Here is a 13784-nt window from a genome sequence, read left to right on the forward strand (position 1 = left end):
CTTGTGGGCGCGTATTTATACCTTTGCTTGCAGCAGCGTCTGTATTTTGTCCGCCACGTAGCGCACACGTTGGCTTTGCGAGACCTGTGTGTGGCGACAAAGATATAAGGTTTCACTAACCGGATGGGCTAAAGTATGAATACGAATTTTGGCTTGCTTGGCAAAGGCTTTTGCCGCATGTAATGGTAAAACACTGAAACCAAAACCTCTGCTAACGGGCTCTAAAATGAGACTAATTTGATTAGAAAACCCTCTCTCTTGAAACTGTTCTGGATGTTCAAATTGAAGAAAATTCGCCCGCAACAAAGCCTGACAATGATGATGTCCATCTGGATGAGAGATAAAACCCAACCTCTGTAAAACCGGCCAATTAATATCTGCAATACGGTTGTCAGTTACCAATACGAGCGCCTCTTGGGCGATAGCTTGAGTGAATACATCTGGGAGCGTACTGGGCTGGGTCGTAATACCTAGGTCAAAATGCCGTTGACTCACGTCACGTTCAATACTCTTATTTGGTGCAAATGAATGCATTACGCTCAATTTAGGGTGTTGCTGTTGTAAATCGAGTAAAAACGGGTACAAGGTTAACCCCACGCTGCCAGGCGTAGCGATGCGCACGCGTCCGCTATGGGGATCATCTTGCTTGATATTCTGCTCAAGTAATTCAGTTGCTTGTAATAATTTTCGACCATCTCGATGAAGCGCTACACCTGCGTCGGTCAAAGTAAAGGATTTACCTACTCGAATGAGCAACGGAGTAGCCAATTGCTGTTCAAGTTTTTTGATCTGCTGACTCACACCTGATTGCGTCATAAACAAAGCGTGGGCGGTTTGGGTGAAGTGTCCCAAATCAGCCAGAGTACAAAAGGTTTTTAACCAGACGGTGTTAATCATTACAAGTCGTACTCATTTTCATTCCAAATCATAATTTTTCATACTTTATCATAGCGGGTACAGTAGCGTCACTTGATTGATGAGGCATCAATCATTCCGGCAATTCAGTCTCCCATTGACCGAATAAAGCCAAAATTTAGCTGACAAATTATTAAGGAGTGACATCATGACTACCCCGTATCCACGTACTTTTTCCCACATAGGCATTTCTGTACCCGATGTAGAAAAAGCGGTTGAGTTTTACACCCAAGTCCTTGGTTGGTACTTGATTATGCAACCAACTGAAATCATTGAGGACAAAAGCCCCATCGGAGAAATGTGCACCGATGTATTTGGCGCCAATTGGAATAAATTTAAGATAGCGCACCTGTCCACGGGCGACCGAGTGGGTGTGGAAATCTTCGAGTTCGCTAATCAGAAAGACCCAGAAGATAATTTTGAGTACTGGAAAACCGGCGTTTTTCACTTTTGTGTGCAAGATCCCAATCTGGAAGAACTCGCAGATGCGATTGTCGCTGCCGGTGGCAAGAAACGCATGGCCAAACCGCGTTATTATTACCCGGGTGAAAAACCATACCGCATGATTTATATGGAAGACCCTTTTGGCAATATTTTAGAAATTTATAGCCACAGTTATGAACTAACGTATGCTGCAGGCGCCTACTAAATCTTGTCGAGTAACCCTTTTAATAATGATAAACGGGTTACTCTTGCCAGTTAGCAAAGTGTTCCAATAAAAAGTTGATCGCCAGACGTGCTTTGGCCGGTAAAAAATTACGGTTAGCGTACACAATCCAAGTGGCAATATCGCGATTCCAATAGGGCGCTAAAATAGGCTGCAAATTGCCATTTTTTAGGGCATCGCCATAACTTGATCGCGGCATATACGCAATCCCAAGGCCGCGTTCACAAGCACTGACCACACTTCGACCACTGTTTGAGCGCCATCTGGCATCCAGCTTAACCTCAAGGCGCTTATCCTCATGGCTGAAAAACCACGTGGTGTTGTTGGTCATTAGGCAGTGATGTTTCGCAAGTTCGCTTGGGTGCTCAGGCGTTCCGTGTTTGCTGAGATACTCTTGACTGGCGGCTGCAACGAGGGAGCGGTTGGTTAACTTACGGGCAATCAAGCTCGAGTCTTTCATCGGCCCATATCGAATGGAAAAATCAAACGCATCATCAATAAAGTTGACCATTTGCGAATTGAAGTCCATCTCAATGGCTAGTTTGGGATGTAGTTGGGCAAACTCCATTAATAAAGGGGCAATATGTTGCTCGGCGAATTCCCCCGCCGCAGACACTTTTAAGGTACCGCTTAGTTCCACTTGTTTGTCGAATACTGTCTCATTTGCTTCTTGTAAGCCGTACACCAATTCTTGGCAGCGGCTGAAATAAGATTGTCCGGCATCGGTTAAACGCACATTTCGCGTGCTACGAGCAAGCAATGACACCCCAAGTGCTTTTTCCAACGCAGCTACCTTGCGGCTTATATGTGACACATTGACATTTAATTTTCGTGCAGCCGCTGAGAACCCTTGGGTTTCAGCCACGGCAACAAACTCTATGATCCCATTGAAGGTAATGCTCATATAAGGTAACTCAACAATTTTTCCACCCAGAAATGATTATTGCATATTTGCAATAATCATTTGCTATTTATCGGGATTATCAAAAATACACCAAGAGACTAGACTCTCTTCATCGTAAAAACACAAACCAATTTCAACGCAAGGAGATACAAATGAAAAATGTACTTATTATTTTGACCAACCATGCCACGCTAGGAACGACCGACGAAGCAAACGGTACTTACTCTCCTGAGCTGACCCATGCCTTACACGCATTTTTAGAAGCGGGATACCGCTATGATCTCGTCTCGATTAAAGGTGGAAATGCCCCAGTTTATGGTGTTGATATGGAAGACGATCAGGTCAACAGCGAGGTGTTTACAGCACAAGATCTGGCCAACAAGTTAGCCAATACCAAAAAAGCCAGTGACGTTAATCCAGATGACTACGACGCTGTATTCTATCCTGGTGGATTTGGCTTGCTATCTGATTTAGCCGACGATGAAAATGTGGCAAAACTAACGGCAACCTTGTTTGAAAAAGGTGCGGTTGTGGGCGCCGTGTGCCATGGTCCTGCTGGCTTACTACCCGTTAAATTGTCTAACGGCAAATACCTGATTGAAGACATCATGGTGACCGGCTTTACTCGAGAAGAAGAAGTGGAATACGGCACTATCAGTAAAATTCCTTTCTTGTTAGAAGAAGCATTAACCAGACGCGCGGGGCAGTACGCAAAAATCGCTCCTTGGGGAGAATATGTTATCAAACAAGATAGGGTGATCACTGGGCAAAATCCAGCTTCGGCAGGGGCAGTAGGCCAAGCAATGGTTGAACGTTTAGCGCAATAATCCCAGTCAGTCGCCAACCTAAGTGCGCTGCGAACAGGGTGTGCGACGAACAGAGTGTGCGACGAACAGAGTGCAATGATTGGCTAAAGCTGAATTGTTAACACCATAAAAACCCGCTAATTAGCGGGTTTTTTGGCGGGTTTAACTTCAAAAGGCTACCAAACTACTTTTTATGAATGTAAAACTTCTCGTAGAAGGTGTATACCCAATGCGGTTTATAAATGACCATTAAAGTTATCGTCATGCCGTTTAACATCCCTTCGGGGAACAAGAGCAACCAAATCAGTACCAAATAATTATCTTCAATGGTCAGCCAGTCGTATTGGCCGTCAAGATAAAAGTATCCTCCGAGCAAGCACATTTTGACTGCCATCATTAGCGCGCCGGGTAAAAAAGCGCAAACAAAAATATACACAAATACGTGGCGAGATAATTTATGAAAGGCAAAGCTGTAAATTAAATAACTTAAGCCCAGCGGGGCCATGACGCCCAGTAATCCATTCACGCCAAGCATTCGCCAGCTTTCTTCGCCTACTAGGGTTACGCCAACTAATGCCAAACATGCACTGACCACAGCCCAGCGAAAACCGAGTATGAGCATCAGGGCCGTTAACCATAAAAAGTGTACTTGTAAACCGGGGTAAATGCCGGTTTGGAATATCCATAAAAAGAACACACTCGCGGCGCAGCCAAAGACTAAATGTTGTACTTTTTTGTCTTTGACTAAGCTGGCTATGGATAAACTGCGAACAACCGCAACTAAACAGGCAATGTAACCCGCCCAGGCAAAATACTGGATATTAGTGGTGTAGTCTAACAAACTAACTTCCTCATTTACGGCTTATAAACAGCCCAAATAGGCGCATGATCAGAGGGTTTTTCGATACCGCGCAATTCGTAATCGATACCTGCGTCGGCAAGTGTATTGTGCAGTTTTTTCGTCGCGAGGATCAAATCGATACGTAAACCGCGATTATCTGGGAAACCTTTCGAGCGATAATCAAACCAGCTGAAATGTTCATTCGTTTCTGGGTTAAGGGTGCGAAAGCCATCAGTGAAGCCCCAAGAAATCAAATCATTTAGCCATTCACGCTCCTCAGGTAAGAAACTACATTTACCTGTTTGCAACCAGCGTTTGCGATTTGGCTCGCCGATACCTATGTCTAAATCGGTATGAGAAATATTCACGTCGCCCATGACTACTACATTGTCGTCAGGACTGTGATGTGTGGTTAGATACTTAGCCAGATCTTGATAGTATTTGCGTTTTGCAGGAAATTTCGTTTCGTGAGAACGGTTTTCACCTTGCGGGAAGTAGCCGTTTAATACTCGTACTGTTTCACCATTAGGCATGGGGTAACTCACCATGATCATGCGCCGCTGGGCCTCGGCGTCATCGGTCGGGAAGCCGTACTGCACATCTTTTGGCTCTTCTTTACACAACATCGCGACGCCGTAATGGGCTTTCTGTCCATGAAAGTAAACTTTGTAGCCCATCGCCTCTACATCGGCAATGGGGAACATGTCGTTGTGCACTTTGATTTCTTGCAGACCGATTATATCTGGCTGATGTTTGTCGATTAACGCTTGCAGCTGGTGAAGGCGGGCACGTATGCCATTGATGTTAAAAGAAATTATTTTCATATGAGGCCAATTATAATAAACGCTAAAACGGCCTTTATCTTACCAGAACCCGCAATGCCAATTCCATTAATTAATCCAGACATCCTAGTTCGATAGGGTTGACACATTATAAATGCAAAAAATTACCGCACATTTTTATGCTCAACTAGCGTTATCGGTAGGGGAAAATACAGGATAATTCACGGTATAAACGTATATATTTAGTTAATTAAATTAAAGTTAATTGTTGACAATTTACTTTAATTTGTAGAATGTGTAATAACGAGATAGGTAAGTGACTTTGTGAAGTTTGCAGGCACTTATCATTAACTTTATGTGTAATTTGGATTTTCCATGAGTCAACTAGCCCCTGAAACAAGTCTTGGCATGCGTATTTTATTGCAAGGCGAACAAAGTATTTACAACCGGATCCTGGCGGATATTGCCACAGGGAAATTAGTCAGTGGTGATCGCCTGGTCACAACGCATTTGGCAAGTTGTTATCAAACGAGCATTAATCCGGTACGTGAGGCATTAAAGCAATTAGAAGGCGAAGGATTTGTAACCTTCCAGAAAAATAGCGGCGCGAGGGTTGCCTCTTTTGAGTACGCCACTATGCGCGAAGTATTCGAAATATTGCAGCTTTTAGAACCATATTTTTTATCTTGGTACGCAGGGCATTGCACCCCTGAAAGCCTTGTCTGTTTAGCCGATATTCAAGAACAATTACGCGCCCTTGATATTAGAGATTCTGCTGGATTACGGGATCTTGATACCGCCTTTCACTGGGAAATGTATCGTCATCATTACAATGCCAGCGCCCTACGGTTGTGGAAAAACAAGAAGCTGATTTTACAAGCACTGCATGGTGATTTACCCGTGTGCGAAAAACGCTTTAAAGCCACCTTAGATGAACACGACCATATTTTGTATCTTCTAAATGCGGGTGACGACGAATCCGCTGTACGGGCATTAACTAAGCATGTGGTCAGTGGCGGTGACTATTGGTCAAGTGTCATTACCGATCAGCTACGAGCGTTATCCGCATGAAAATAACCAATATCAAAACCTACGGTTTCTGGCTCGGTTTTCGGAATGTGTGCTTAGTCAAAGTGGAGACAGATCAAGGTATTCACGGATGGGGAGAATCTGGTTTGTCTGGCCGTGAACAAGCTGTGATGGGCGCGATTGAACACTTTAGGCCTTTTTTAATTGGCCAGTCTGCGTTGAATATTAATGCCCTTTGGCAAGAGATGTATCGCGGTCAATATTTTGAGGGGGGGCGAGTATTAGCCGCCGCCATTTCTGCCATCGATATTGCCTTACATGACGTATGCGGAAAATATTTAAATGTGCCTGTCTATCAATTATTAGGTGGCAAACAACGACACAGTATTCCGTTATTTGTTACCTCCACTCTGGACTTTGGCGAGGCGTTTGTCGAGCATGTTTGTCAACTCAGAGATGAAGGTTGGCAGGCTATTCGTGCCACGACTGGTGAACACGGTAACAGTGAGCATGTCAGTATTTTTAACCCACGGAAGTCGATTGCTAAAGCCGCTACATGGTTAACCAAAGCCCGCGAGGCCTTGGGTAGTGAAAGTGTGCTAGGCATCGACTATCACCACAGATTAACCGTGGCGGAAACCGCGTCATTTTGCCAAAGAATGCCGAGTGGCACGCTAGATTTCCTCGAAGAGCCCATTCGCGACCAGTCCCCTGTGAGCTATCAAAACCTTAGGGCCTTGACTGATGTTCCTTTCGCTATTGGTGAAGAGTTCTCCAGCAAATGGGACTTTGCTCCCTATGTAGACACGGCATTAACCAATTTTGCGCGTATCGATATATGCAATGCCGGCGGTTTTACCGAAGCGATGAAAATAGCTGCCATGTGCGAAACACGCTACATCGACATGATGCCACACAATCCATTAAGTCCCATCTGCACTGCGGCCTCTGTGCATTACTGTGCAGCGTTGGCTAATTTAAGTTGGCTCGAAATTGCCCCTTATGAGGGTGATCTTGATATTCATGATGAGATATTTAGCCATCGTCCTAAGGTGACAAACAATACGTTCGAGGTCAGCGATCGTGCAGGGCTGGGCATAGACGTAAATGAGTCAGCCATTCCAAACGATGGTTTCAAATTTTGGGAGCCACCGCGTTTAACCAAGCCTGACGGCTCATACACTAACTGGTAAGCGAGTAGAGTCAAATGACAACAACACAACAGATGAAAACGCCCGTTGCTAAGCGAAAGGGCAAAAGCAAGTTTGCTGTTCTCGCGCTTATCTTTTTGAGCGTGGTGATCAACTACATGGACCGAACCAATATCTCAGTTGCCGCCCAGGCGATTTCGGATGATCTGGAGCTGACTAAAGTGCAGATGGGGATTATCTTTTCAGCCTTCGCTTGGACTTATTCGATAATGCAGATCCCCGGCGGTATGTTGGTGGACTCAGTACGCATTCGTATTTTGTACCCAGTGATTTTGGTTGCTTGGTCGCTGGCGACGATAGTGCAGGGGATGGTCAGTAGTTTGGCTGCCGTGGTGGGTTGTCGCATGGCCATCGGTTTCTTCGAAGCGCCGTCTTATCCGGCCAATAATAAAATTGTGACCCAGTGGTTTGGTGAACATGAGCGTGCCGGAGCGATTGCTGTGTATACGTCAGGCCAGTTTATCGGTCTTGCGTTTTTAATGCCGGTGCTGGCAATTATTCAACAGTGGTTTGGCTGGCGAGGACTCTTTTTTATCTCAGGGGGTATCGGGATCCTATGGGCTGGGGTGTGGTATTTACTTTATCGAGATCCCGTTGTTGATGATGAAATGCACGATACGCCAGATGATGCACTACCGACCAGTAGTGCAAACGCCGCAGAGCAAGCACAGCAGGTACCAGTGACGGCACACACTCAAGCGACCGCAAGTTGGAGTAATATCAAAATAGCCTTTTCGAGTCGCAAATTGTGGGGTATTTATATCGGACAATTCTGCTTAGGTGGCACGTTGATCTTCTTTTTGACTTGGTTTCCAACGTATCTTGCTGAGTATCGTGGGTTAAGTGAATTAACCACCGGTTTTGTGGCATCCATTCCATTTTTGGCCGCTTTTTTTGGGGTGTTGCTGTCGGGGTTTGTGTCCGATTGGTTAGTCCGCAAAGGCGTGTCAAACGAAGTCGCCCGTAAAGCGCCGATCATTCTAGGTTTGTTGCTCTCCAGCTCGGTGATTTTTGCTAATTACGTGGAAAGCACTCAGTGGGTCACATTCTTTTTATCCGTTACTTTTTTTGGTAACGGACTGGCGTCCATAAATTGGGTGTTTGTTTCGCTTATTGCGCCTAAACACATGGTGGGGCTAGTTGGTGGTTGTTTTAATTTCATCGGTGGTTTGTCAGCGGTCACTGTACCCATTGCCATTGGTTATTTAGCCAAAGACGGTGACTTCCGACCGGCCTTGGTATTAGTCGCTGCGCTGGCATTAATCGGCCTATGTTCTTACATTTTCTTGGTTGGCAAAGTAGAGCAGATTCAACTGCCAAACCTTGCAGTTGATAGCGACTCGCCTTCCTCTGATCCCAGCGTGAAAAATCAGTCAGAAGCTGCGGGAGGTGCCCAATGAGCCTAGTGTTTTTCGGTGAACTGATGTTGCGATTGACGCCAGTATTGCCTCAACAACAACTTATTGTTGCCAAGAACTTGAGCGTTGATTTTGCGGGTGCTGAGACAAATGTGGCCAGTTCTTTGGCGCGCTTAGGCAGTAAATGTCAATTTGTTACCAAGCTGCCACAAAACCCATTGGCTGAGCATGCGCTGGCCAGCTTGCAGCAATATGGTATTACCACAGATAACATTGTGCGTGGTGGCGAACGTATTGGCAGCTACTTTATCGAGCTAGGGTGTTCGATTCGACCGTCGCGTGTGGTCTATGACAGAGCCAACTCTTCCATTGCGGGGATTAGTGAGAACGAATTTGACTGGTCGCAGATATTGACCGGTCAAACGCATTTACATCTCAGTGGCATTTTGCCAGCGCTGTCCAAGCAGTGCGCAGCCGAAAGTATTAAGGCGGTTAAAGTAGCCAGTGAAATGGGCTTAACCATCAGTTTTGATTTGAACTATCGCCGCAGTTTATGGCACGACAGCGGTCTCGCGAGGGATTATTTTAGCCAAATACTGTCCTACAGCTCCCTCGCGTTTGGCAATGCCGGAGTGATGCAAGATGTGTTTGCATTCAGCCCTAAAGCGAATGACAGCAAATGCGCAGCACAAGAAATTGGGGTTTATCTATACGAACATTTCGGGGTTGATGCTGCCATCACTGAGCGAGTGCATCACAGCGCCAATCAAAATACCTTGCGTGGATTTTACTTGCGCGCAGGGAAGGTGTTTGCTTCAACGGATATCACGGTGGATATTTTAGACCGCCTCGGTACAGGCGATGCATTTGCCGCCGGAATGTTACATGGGCTGCAACAAAAGTGGACAGCAGACAAAACCGTGCAGTTTGCCAATGCTGCTTTTGCTTTAGCGCATACCTGTTATGGCGACCAAAACTGGTTAAACGAGTCTGAAATCATGGCCGTAGCCGAGGGACAGTTATCCGGCCATATCATTCGTTAACCCGAGAATAATTGAAGCAGAATAAATGAGAGACAACATGCCAAATAAGCAAATAAGCCAACCTGAACTTTCCCGCGAAGACGTAAGGCAACGGCTAATCCGTGACAAATTAATCGTGATCATTCGGGTCAGCGATCCCGACGAGATAGGCCCCATTATCAAATGTATGTTCGATGCCGGAGTGGGAGCAGTTGAGATCACCAGCAATACCCCAGGTTATCAAGAAGCCATCACCCAAGCACGAGCTCGCTACCCAAATATGTTAGTGGGCGCAGGTACTATCACTGAGCCGGGCTTAGTGGAAGAAGCTGTTAAGGCAGGGGCGCAGTTTTTAGTCACCCCCAACACCTGTGCTGAATTAGTACGCTGTGCGCATAACGTTAATGTGCCAATCGTGATGGGCGCGTTGACACCCACAGACGTGACCGTCGCCAATCGTGCTCATGCCGACATCGTTAAGCTTTTCCCTGCAGGCTCTATGGGGTGTGATTATTTAAAGTCGTTGGCGAGTGGTCCCTTTTTAACCACGACCTTTTTCCCAGTAGGAGGGATAGACGAACACAACTTCGAACAGTGGATGCAAAGTGGCGCTGCAGGTGTTGGCATAGGCGGAGCGCTGGCGGGACCGGTGCACAGTGACGAAGAAGCTAGGGCGTTAACCGCTAAAGTACGCGCCATAGTCACTAGATTAAAAATCGATTAAATCCAGGAGAACCCATGAAATCAACATCATGCAAACTAGCCTTTTTGTTATCTACTTTAACCAGCCTTACCGCTTGTAATGGCAATCAATCAACTGACACAGCTCAGCGGACTATGAGTAACAATGCCCAGCAAAGTGCTTTCCCTTGGGATTTTACCGGCGTCTCGGATTTATCTGAGCTAACGCTTACCGGCTCAGATACACGGATTATAGATGACCATGGTGAGCAAAAATTGGCAATCGACTTACACGGGAAAAGCAATAATACAGCAGGTTTTAGCTTTACGCCGACTTCCCCTTGGGATTGGAGTAAAGAAGGGCAATTTGCGTTTGCTATCGACATTGAAAACCCGGATGCATCTTCGGTTCATCTGTATGTGTCAGTGAAAGACACTTCGGGTCAGTCGCACAATCGCAGCTTTGTGGTGCCTGCACATTCAAGTGATAGTTATTTTATGCCATTGAAGGATCCAGATTTAGCCATCGAAACAGGGATCCGCTCTAATCCCAATAACTGGAAAAGTGAATACACGCCTATGATATGGCGCTATGGCGACAAACAACTTGATCTCAGTCAGGTCGCAAGTATTGCGTTTGACGTGAGAGGCGTGGCACAAGACAAGCACTTGGTTGTGGACAACCCACGGCTGATTAAACCAAAGCAGTTAGACAAAAACTATCTAGTCGGTTTGGTGGATAAATTTGGCCAAAATGCCAAGTTGACGTTTACCAATAAGGTTACTAACACTGAGCAATTGCGGACTTTTAACGCAAACGAGCAGGCCAATTTTACACATAAAGTGCCACAAGGGCGGTCTAAATTTAACGGCTGGATTGCTGGGCCTAAATTAGCCGCCACTGGCTATTTCAGAACGGAAAAATACCAAGGTAAATGGAGCTTAGTTGACCCACAAGGTTATCTGTTTTTCTCAAATGGTATCGCCAATGTGCGTATGTCTAACACCTCAACTATTACCGGTTTCGACTTTGATGAAAAATACATTAACCAACGAAAAGCTGGGGATTTCACCCCAGAAGATTCCATCGGTTTAAATCGGGCCCCTAAAGCGGCATGGCCTTCAAGACATGTCACATCTGAACTACGGGCTAACATGTTCACCTGGTTGCCAAATTACCAAGAACCACTGGCAGAACATTTTGGTTACCGTAGAGAAGTACATTCAGGCGCAGTTAAAAAGGGGGAAACCTACAGTTTCTATCGCGCTAATTTAGCCCGTAAATACGCCAGTGACGACCCCGATATTTTTATGCAAAAGTGGCGTGATACCACGGTTGATCGCATGTTGGACTGGGGTTTTACTTCGTTTGGTAATTGGATAGATCCGAGCTTTTATCAACTTAATCGCATGCCATATTTCGCGAATGGCTGGATCATAGGTGATTATAAAACGGTCAGTAGCGGTAATGATTATTGGAGTCCTTTGCCGGATCCCTTTGACCCCGTATTTCAAGAGCGCGCCCTCGTTACTGCCACTAAGATTGCCAGTGAGGTGCAGAATAACCCTTGGTGTGTAGGCGTGTTTATCGATAATGAAAAAAGCTGGGGGCAAGAAGGCTCATTAGCAGGCCATTACGGTATCGTTATTAATACGCTAAAAGTCGATGCGGCTGATAGTCCAACCAAACAGCAATTTGTCTCCTATTTGCAAAAAAAGTATCGTGAAATTAATGGTTTAAACACAGCATGGCGCAGTGACATTAGCTCTTGGGATGAGGCATCAAACGGTATCACGCTGACGGATTATAACGATGAAGTGATTGCCGACTTGTCAGCCATGCTTAGCCTGTACGCAGAGCAGTATTTCGCTGTTGTGCACGATGCGTTGCAACAAACCATGCCTAACTACCTGTACATGGGGGCTCGTTTCGCCGACTGGGGCATGACGGATGAAATCCGTCATGCGGCCGCAAAATACGCAGATGTCATGAGTTACAACTACTACAAAGAAGCCATAACCGACAAAGTGTGGACCTTCTTGGTGGACTTAGACAAACCAAGCATCATAGGCGAGTTTCACAATGGTGCTATGGACTCAGGCTTGTTAAACCCTGGGCTTATTCATGCTGCATCACAGGCAGACCGAGGCAAAAAATATCAGGAATATGTCAATAGTGTTATCGATAACCCATATTTTGTTGGGGCACATTGGTTTCAATATATTGACTCCCCGCTGACTGGGCGTGCCTATGACGGTGAGAATTATAATGTGGGGTTTGTGAATGTAACTGATACCCCATATCAGCCGTTAGTCGATGCAGCTAAAGAAGTGAACAGCACAATATACAGTCGTCGTTTTAGTGATGTTAGCGCTAAATAAGGTGCTGAGATAATGCCAAAAAAACACAAATTAGCCGCCACACATGCCAAGTTATGGTTACTGGGTTTAAGCATATCGGCTTTACTGGGTGGCTGCGTTTCTTCTGAGGACGCAATGCTTGAACCCGTTAGCACCAGCGCGGAGAAGCCGTTAGTGAGTCCGTCTCGTGAAGCTATTGGGCAGAGTGTAACGCAAGCGTCGTTTCACCAGCCTGCACGTGTGGGGCCTTACGAGATTTTTGATCCTAAGGCTTTGAGTGTGCTGGATGTTAGCGCCCCCATTGACGTTCTTGCCACTGGGTTCGAATGGCTAGAGGGGCCAGTATGGTCATCAGTCGATAATGTATTGCTGTTTTCGGATATCCCCACTCATAAAGTCTATCGTTATCAAGAAGGGTCGGGGGTTAGCGAATTCTTGAGCCACAGTGGGTTTTCCAATGGCTTGCTTATTGATAATCAACAGGAACTGATTTTACTTCAATCCCGTTCGCGTCAAATCGCAAGGTTACGTTTGGCTTTGTCAGCTGCACAAAGGCAAGCATTTACGCCTGATGATTATCATGTGTTAGTGGATAATTATCATGGGCATAAGCTTAATAGCCCTAATGACGGAGTGTTAAGTCGCGGCGGTACATTATATTTCACCGATCCCCCTTATGGTTTACCTAAGCAACTGGACGATCCAGCAAAAGAGCTCGATTTCCAAGGCGTGTACGCGTTAAGCCCATCTGGCGTTCTAACCTTGCTGGATAAAAGTTTGAAGTATCCCAACGGTATCGCTCTGTCAAAGGATGAAAAAAGCCTTTACGTGGCGGCGTCAAATCCAGATAAGCCAGCTTGGTATCGCTATAGCCTAAGTGACGACGGTAAAGTTAAACACCGGGAGCTGTTTTATCAGGCCAGCGTCATTGGCGGTGAAAGTCATGGTTTACCCGATGGTTTAAAAGTACACGCCAGTGGTTTTATTTTTGCCACCGGGCCGAATGGTATTTGGTTATTTGATCCGTCAGGCCGTTTGCTGGCAAAAATTCATATGCCAAGTACTTCGGCAAATGTGACCTTTAACGCCGATCAGAGCAAAGTATTCGTCACTGCCCACCATCAATTACTTAGTTTCAATTTAAAACCTTAGGCTCTGTTCATCCTTAGCAACCGCACGTGCTAAGGCGTGAATACCCTATTTAATA

The 13784-nt window shown here is 45.8% G+C and carries 13 protein-coding genes; 9 read left to right on the plus strand and 4 right to left on the minus strand.

The window, feature by feature from the left end; translation table 11 throughout:
• Positions 1–15: 15 nt before the first annotated feature.
• Positions 16–897 (minus strand): LysR family transcriptional regulator, encoded by an 882-nt coding sequence (locus GPLA_RS17915; protein WP_007106385.1) that lies wholly within the window; start codon positions 895–897, stop codon positions 16–18.
• 166 nt (positions 898–1063) lie between these two features.
• On the opposite strand from GPLA_RS17915, the gene GPLA_RS17920 reads away from it, so the two are divergent.
• Positions 1064–1564, plus strand: a complete 501-nt coding sequence (locus GPLA_RS17920; RefSeq protein ID WP_007106386.1) for a lactoylglutathione lyase family protein — start codon at positions 1064–1066, stop codon at positions 1562–1564.
• A 37-nt stretch (positions 1565–1601) separates the two neighbouring features.
• Here GPLA_RS17920 and GPLA_RS17925 read toward each other — a convergent pair whose 3' ends face one another.
• Positions 1602–2486, minus strand: coding sequence for a LysR family transcriptional regulator (locus GPLA_RS17925; protein WP_007106387.1), 885 nt, complete (start codon positions 2484–2486; stop codon positions 1602–1604).
• A 152-nt stretch (positions 2487–2638) separates the two neighbouring features.
• On the opposite strand from GPLA_RS17925, the gene GPLA_RS17930 reads away from it, so the two are divergent.
• Positions 2639–3313 carry a type 1 glutamine amidotransferase domain-containing protein gene (locus GPLA_RS17930; RefSeq protein ID WP_007106388.1) on the plus strand — a complete coding sequence of 225 codons (675 nt, stop codon included), beginning with the start codon at positions 2639–2641 and terminating at the stop codon, positions 3311–3313.
• Between the two features lie 163 nt (positions 3314–3476).
• Here GPLA_RS17930 and GPLA_RS17935 read toward each other — a convergent pair whose 3' ends face one another.
• Positions 3477–4133: an energy-coupling factor ABC transporter permease gene (locus GPLA_RS17935; protein ID WP_007106389.1), complete on the minus strand. Its 657-nt coding sequence runs from the start codon at positions 4131–4133 to the stop codon at positions 3477–3479.
• A gap of 14 nt (positions 4134–4147) precedes the next feature.
• Positions 4148–4957 carry an exodeoxyribonuclease III gene (gene xthA, locus GPLA_RS17940; protein ID WP_007106390.1) on the minus strand — a complete coding sequence of 270 codons (810 nt, stop codon included), beginning with the start codon at positions 4955–4957 and terminating at the stop codon, positions 4148–4150.
• A gap of 333 nt (positions 4958–5290) precedes the next feature.
• Between xthA and GPLA_RS17945 the strand changes: the two genes are divergently transcribed.
• The 7 genes from GPLA_RS17945 to GPLA_RS17975 are packed head-to-tail and all read left to right on the plus strand — an operon-like array spanning position 5291 to position 13729.
• On the plus strand, positions 5291–5986 hold the full coding sequence (locus GPLA_RS17945) for a GntR family transcriptional regulator (RefSeq protein ID WP_007106391.1): 696 nt from the start codon (positions 5291–5293) through the stop codon (positions 5984–5986).
• Complete coding sequence (locus tag GPLA_RS17950; protein ID WP_007106392.1) at positions 5983–7137, plus strand: mandelate racemase/muconate lactonizing enzyme family protein; 1155 nt, start codon at positions 5983–5985, stop codon at positions 7135–7137. Before GPLA_RS17945 ends, GPLA_RS17950 begins: the two co-directional genes overlap by 4 nt.
• A 14-nt stretch (positions 7138–7151) precedes the next feature.
• Positions 7152–8555: an MFS transporter gene (locus GPLA_RS17955; RefSeq protein WP_007106393.1), complete on the plus strand. Its 1404-nt coding sequence runs from the start codon at positions 7152–7154 to the stop codon at positions 8553–8555.
• Entirely contained in the window at positions 8552–9556 is a 1005-nt protein-coding gene (locus GPLA_RS17960) for a sugar kinase (protein ID WP_007106394.1), read from the plus strand. The genes GPLA_RS17955 and GPLA_RS17960 overlap by 4 nt, the downstream gene beginning before the upstream one ends.
• Positions 9557–9593: 37 nt before the next feature.
• Complete coding sequence (locus tag GPLA_RS17965) at positions 9594–10259, plus strand: bifunctional 4-hydroxy-2-oxoglutarate aldolase/2-dehydro-3-deoxy-phosphogluconate aldolase (RefSeq protein WP_007106395.1); 666 nt, start codon at positions 9594–9596, stop codon at positions 10257–10259.
• Positions 10260–10273: 14 nt separating this feature from the next.
• Positions 10274–12598 carry a beta-galactosidase gene (locus GPLA_RS17970; protein WP_007106396.1) on the plus strand — a complete coding sequence of 775 codons (2325 nt, stop codon included), beginning with the start codon at positions 10274–10276 and terminating at the stop codon, positions 12596–12598.
• Positions 12599–12610: 12 nt separating this feature from the next.
• Entirely contained in the window at positions 12611–13729 is a 1119-nt protein-coding gene (locus tag GPLA_RS17975) for an SMP-30/gluconolactonase/LRE family protein (RefSeq protein ID WP_007106397.1), read from the plus strand.
• Positions 13730–13784: the final 55 nt, after the last annotated feature.

Source organism: Paraglaciecola polaris LMG 21857, assembly GCF_000315055.1.
Lineage (GTDB): Bacteria > Pseudomonadota > Gammaproteobacteria > Enterobacterales > Alteromonadaceae > Paraglaciecola > Paraglaciecola polaris.

Bases quoted from the DNA above. Each gene is read 5' to 3' on its own strand.
- GPLA_RS17915 (WP_007106385.1), bottom strand. From the start codon at position 897: ATGATTAACACCGTCTGGTTAAAAACCTTTTGTACTCTGGCTGATTTG.
- GPLA_RS17930 (WP_007106388.1), top strand. From the start codon at position 2,639: ATGAAAAATGTACTTATTATTTTGACCAACCATGCCACGCTAGGAACG.
- GPLA_RS17975 (WP_007106397.1), top strand. From the start codon at position 12,611: ATGCCAAAAAAACACAAATTAGCCGCCACACATGCCAAGTTATGGTTA.
- GPLA_RS17950 (WP_007106392.1), top strand. From the start codon at position 5,983: ATGAAAATAACCAATATCAAAACCTACGGTTTCTGGCTCGGTTTTCGG.
- xthA (WP_007106390.1), bottom strand. From the start codon at position 4,957: ATGAAAATAATTTCTTTTAACATCAATGGCATACGTGCCCGCCTTCAC.
- GPLA_RS17925 (WP_007106387.1), bottom strand. From the start codon at position 2,486: ATGAGCATTACCTTCAATGGGATCATAGAGTTTGTTGCCGTGGCTGAA.
- GPLA_RS17920 (WP_007106386.1), top strand. From the start codon at position 1,064: ATGACTACCCCGTATCCACGTACTTTTTCCCACATAGGCATTTCTGTA.
- GPLA_RS17955 (WP_007106393.1), top strand. From the start codon at position 7,152: ATGACAACAACACAACAGATGAAAACGCCCGTTGCTAAGCGAAAGGGC.
- GPLA_RS17960 (WP_007106394.1), top strand. From the start codon at position 8,552: ATGAGCCTAGTGTTTTTCGGTGAACTGATGTTGCGATTGACGCCAGTA.
- GPLA_RS17945 (WP_007106391.1), top strand. From the start codon at position 5,291: ATGAGTCAACTAGCCCCTGAAACAAGTCTTGGCATGCGTATTTTATTG.
- GPLA_RS17970 (WP_007106396.1), top strand. From the start codon at position 10,274: ATGAAATCAACATCATGCAAACTAGCCTTTTTGTTATCTACTTTAACC.
- GPLA_RS17965 (WP_007106395.1), top strand. From the start codon at position 9,594: ATGCCAAATAAGCAAATAAGCCAACCTGAACTTTCCCGCGAAGACGTA.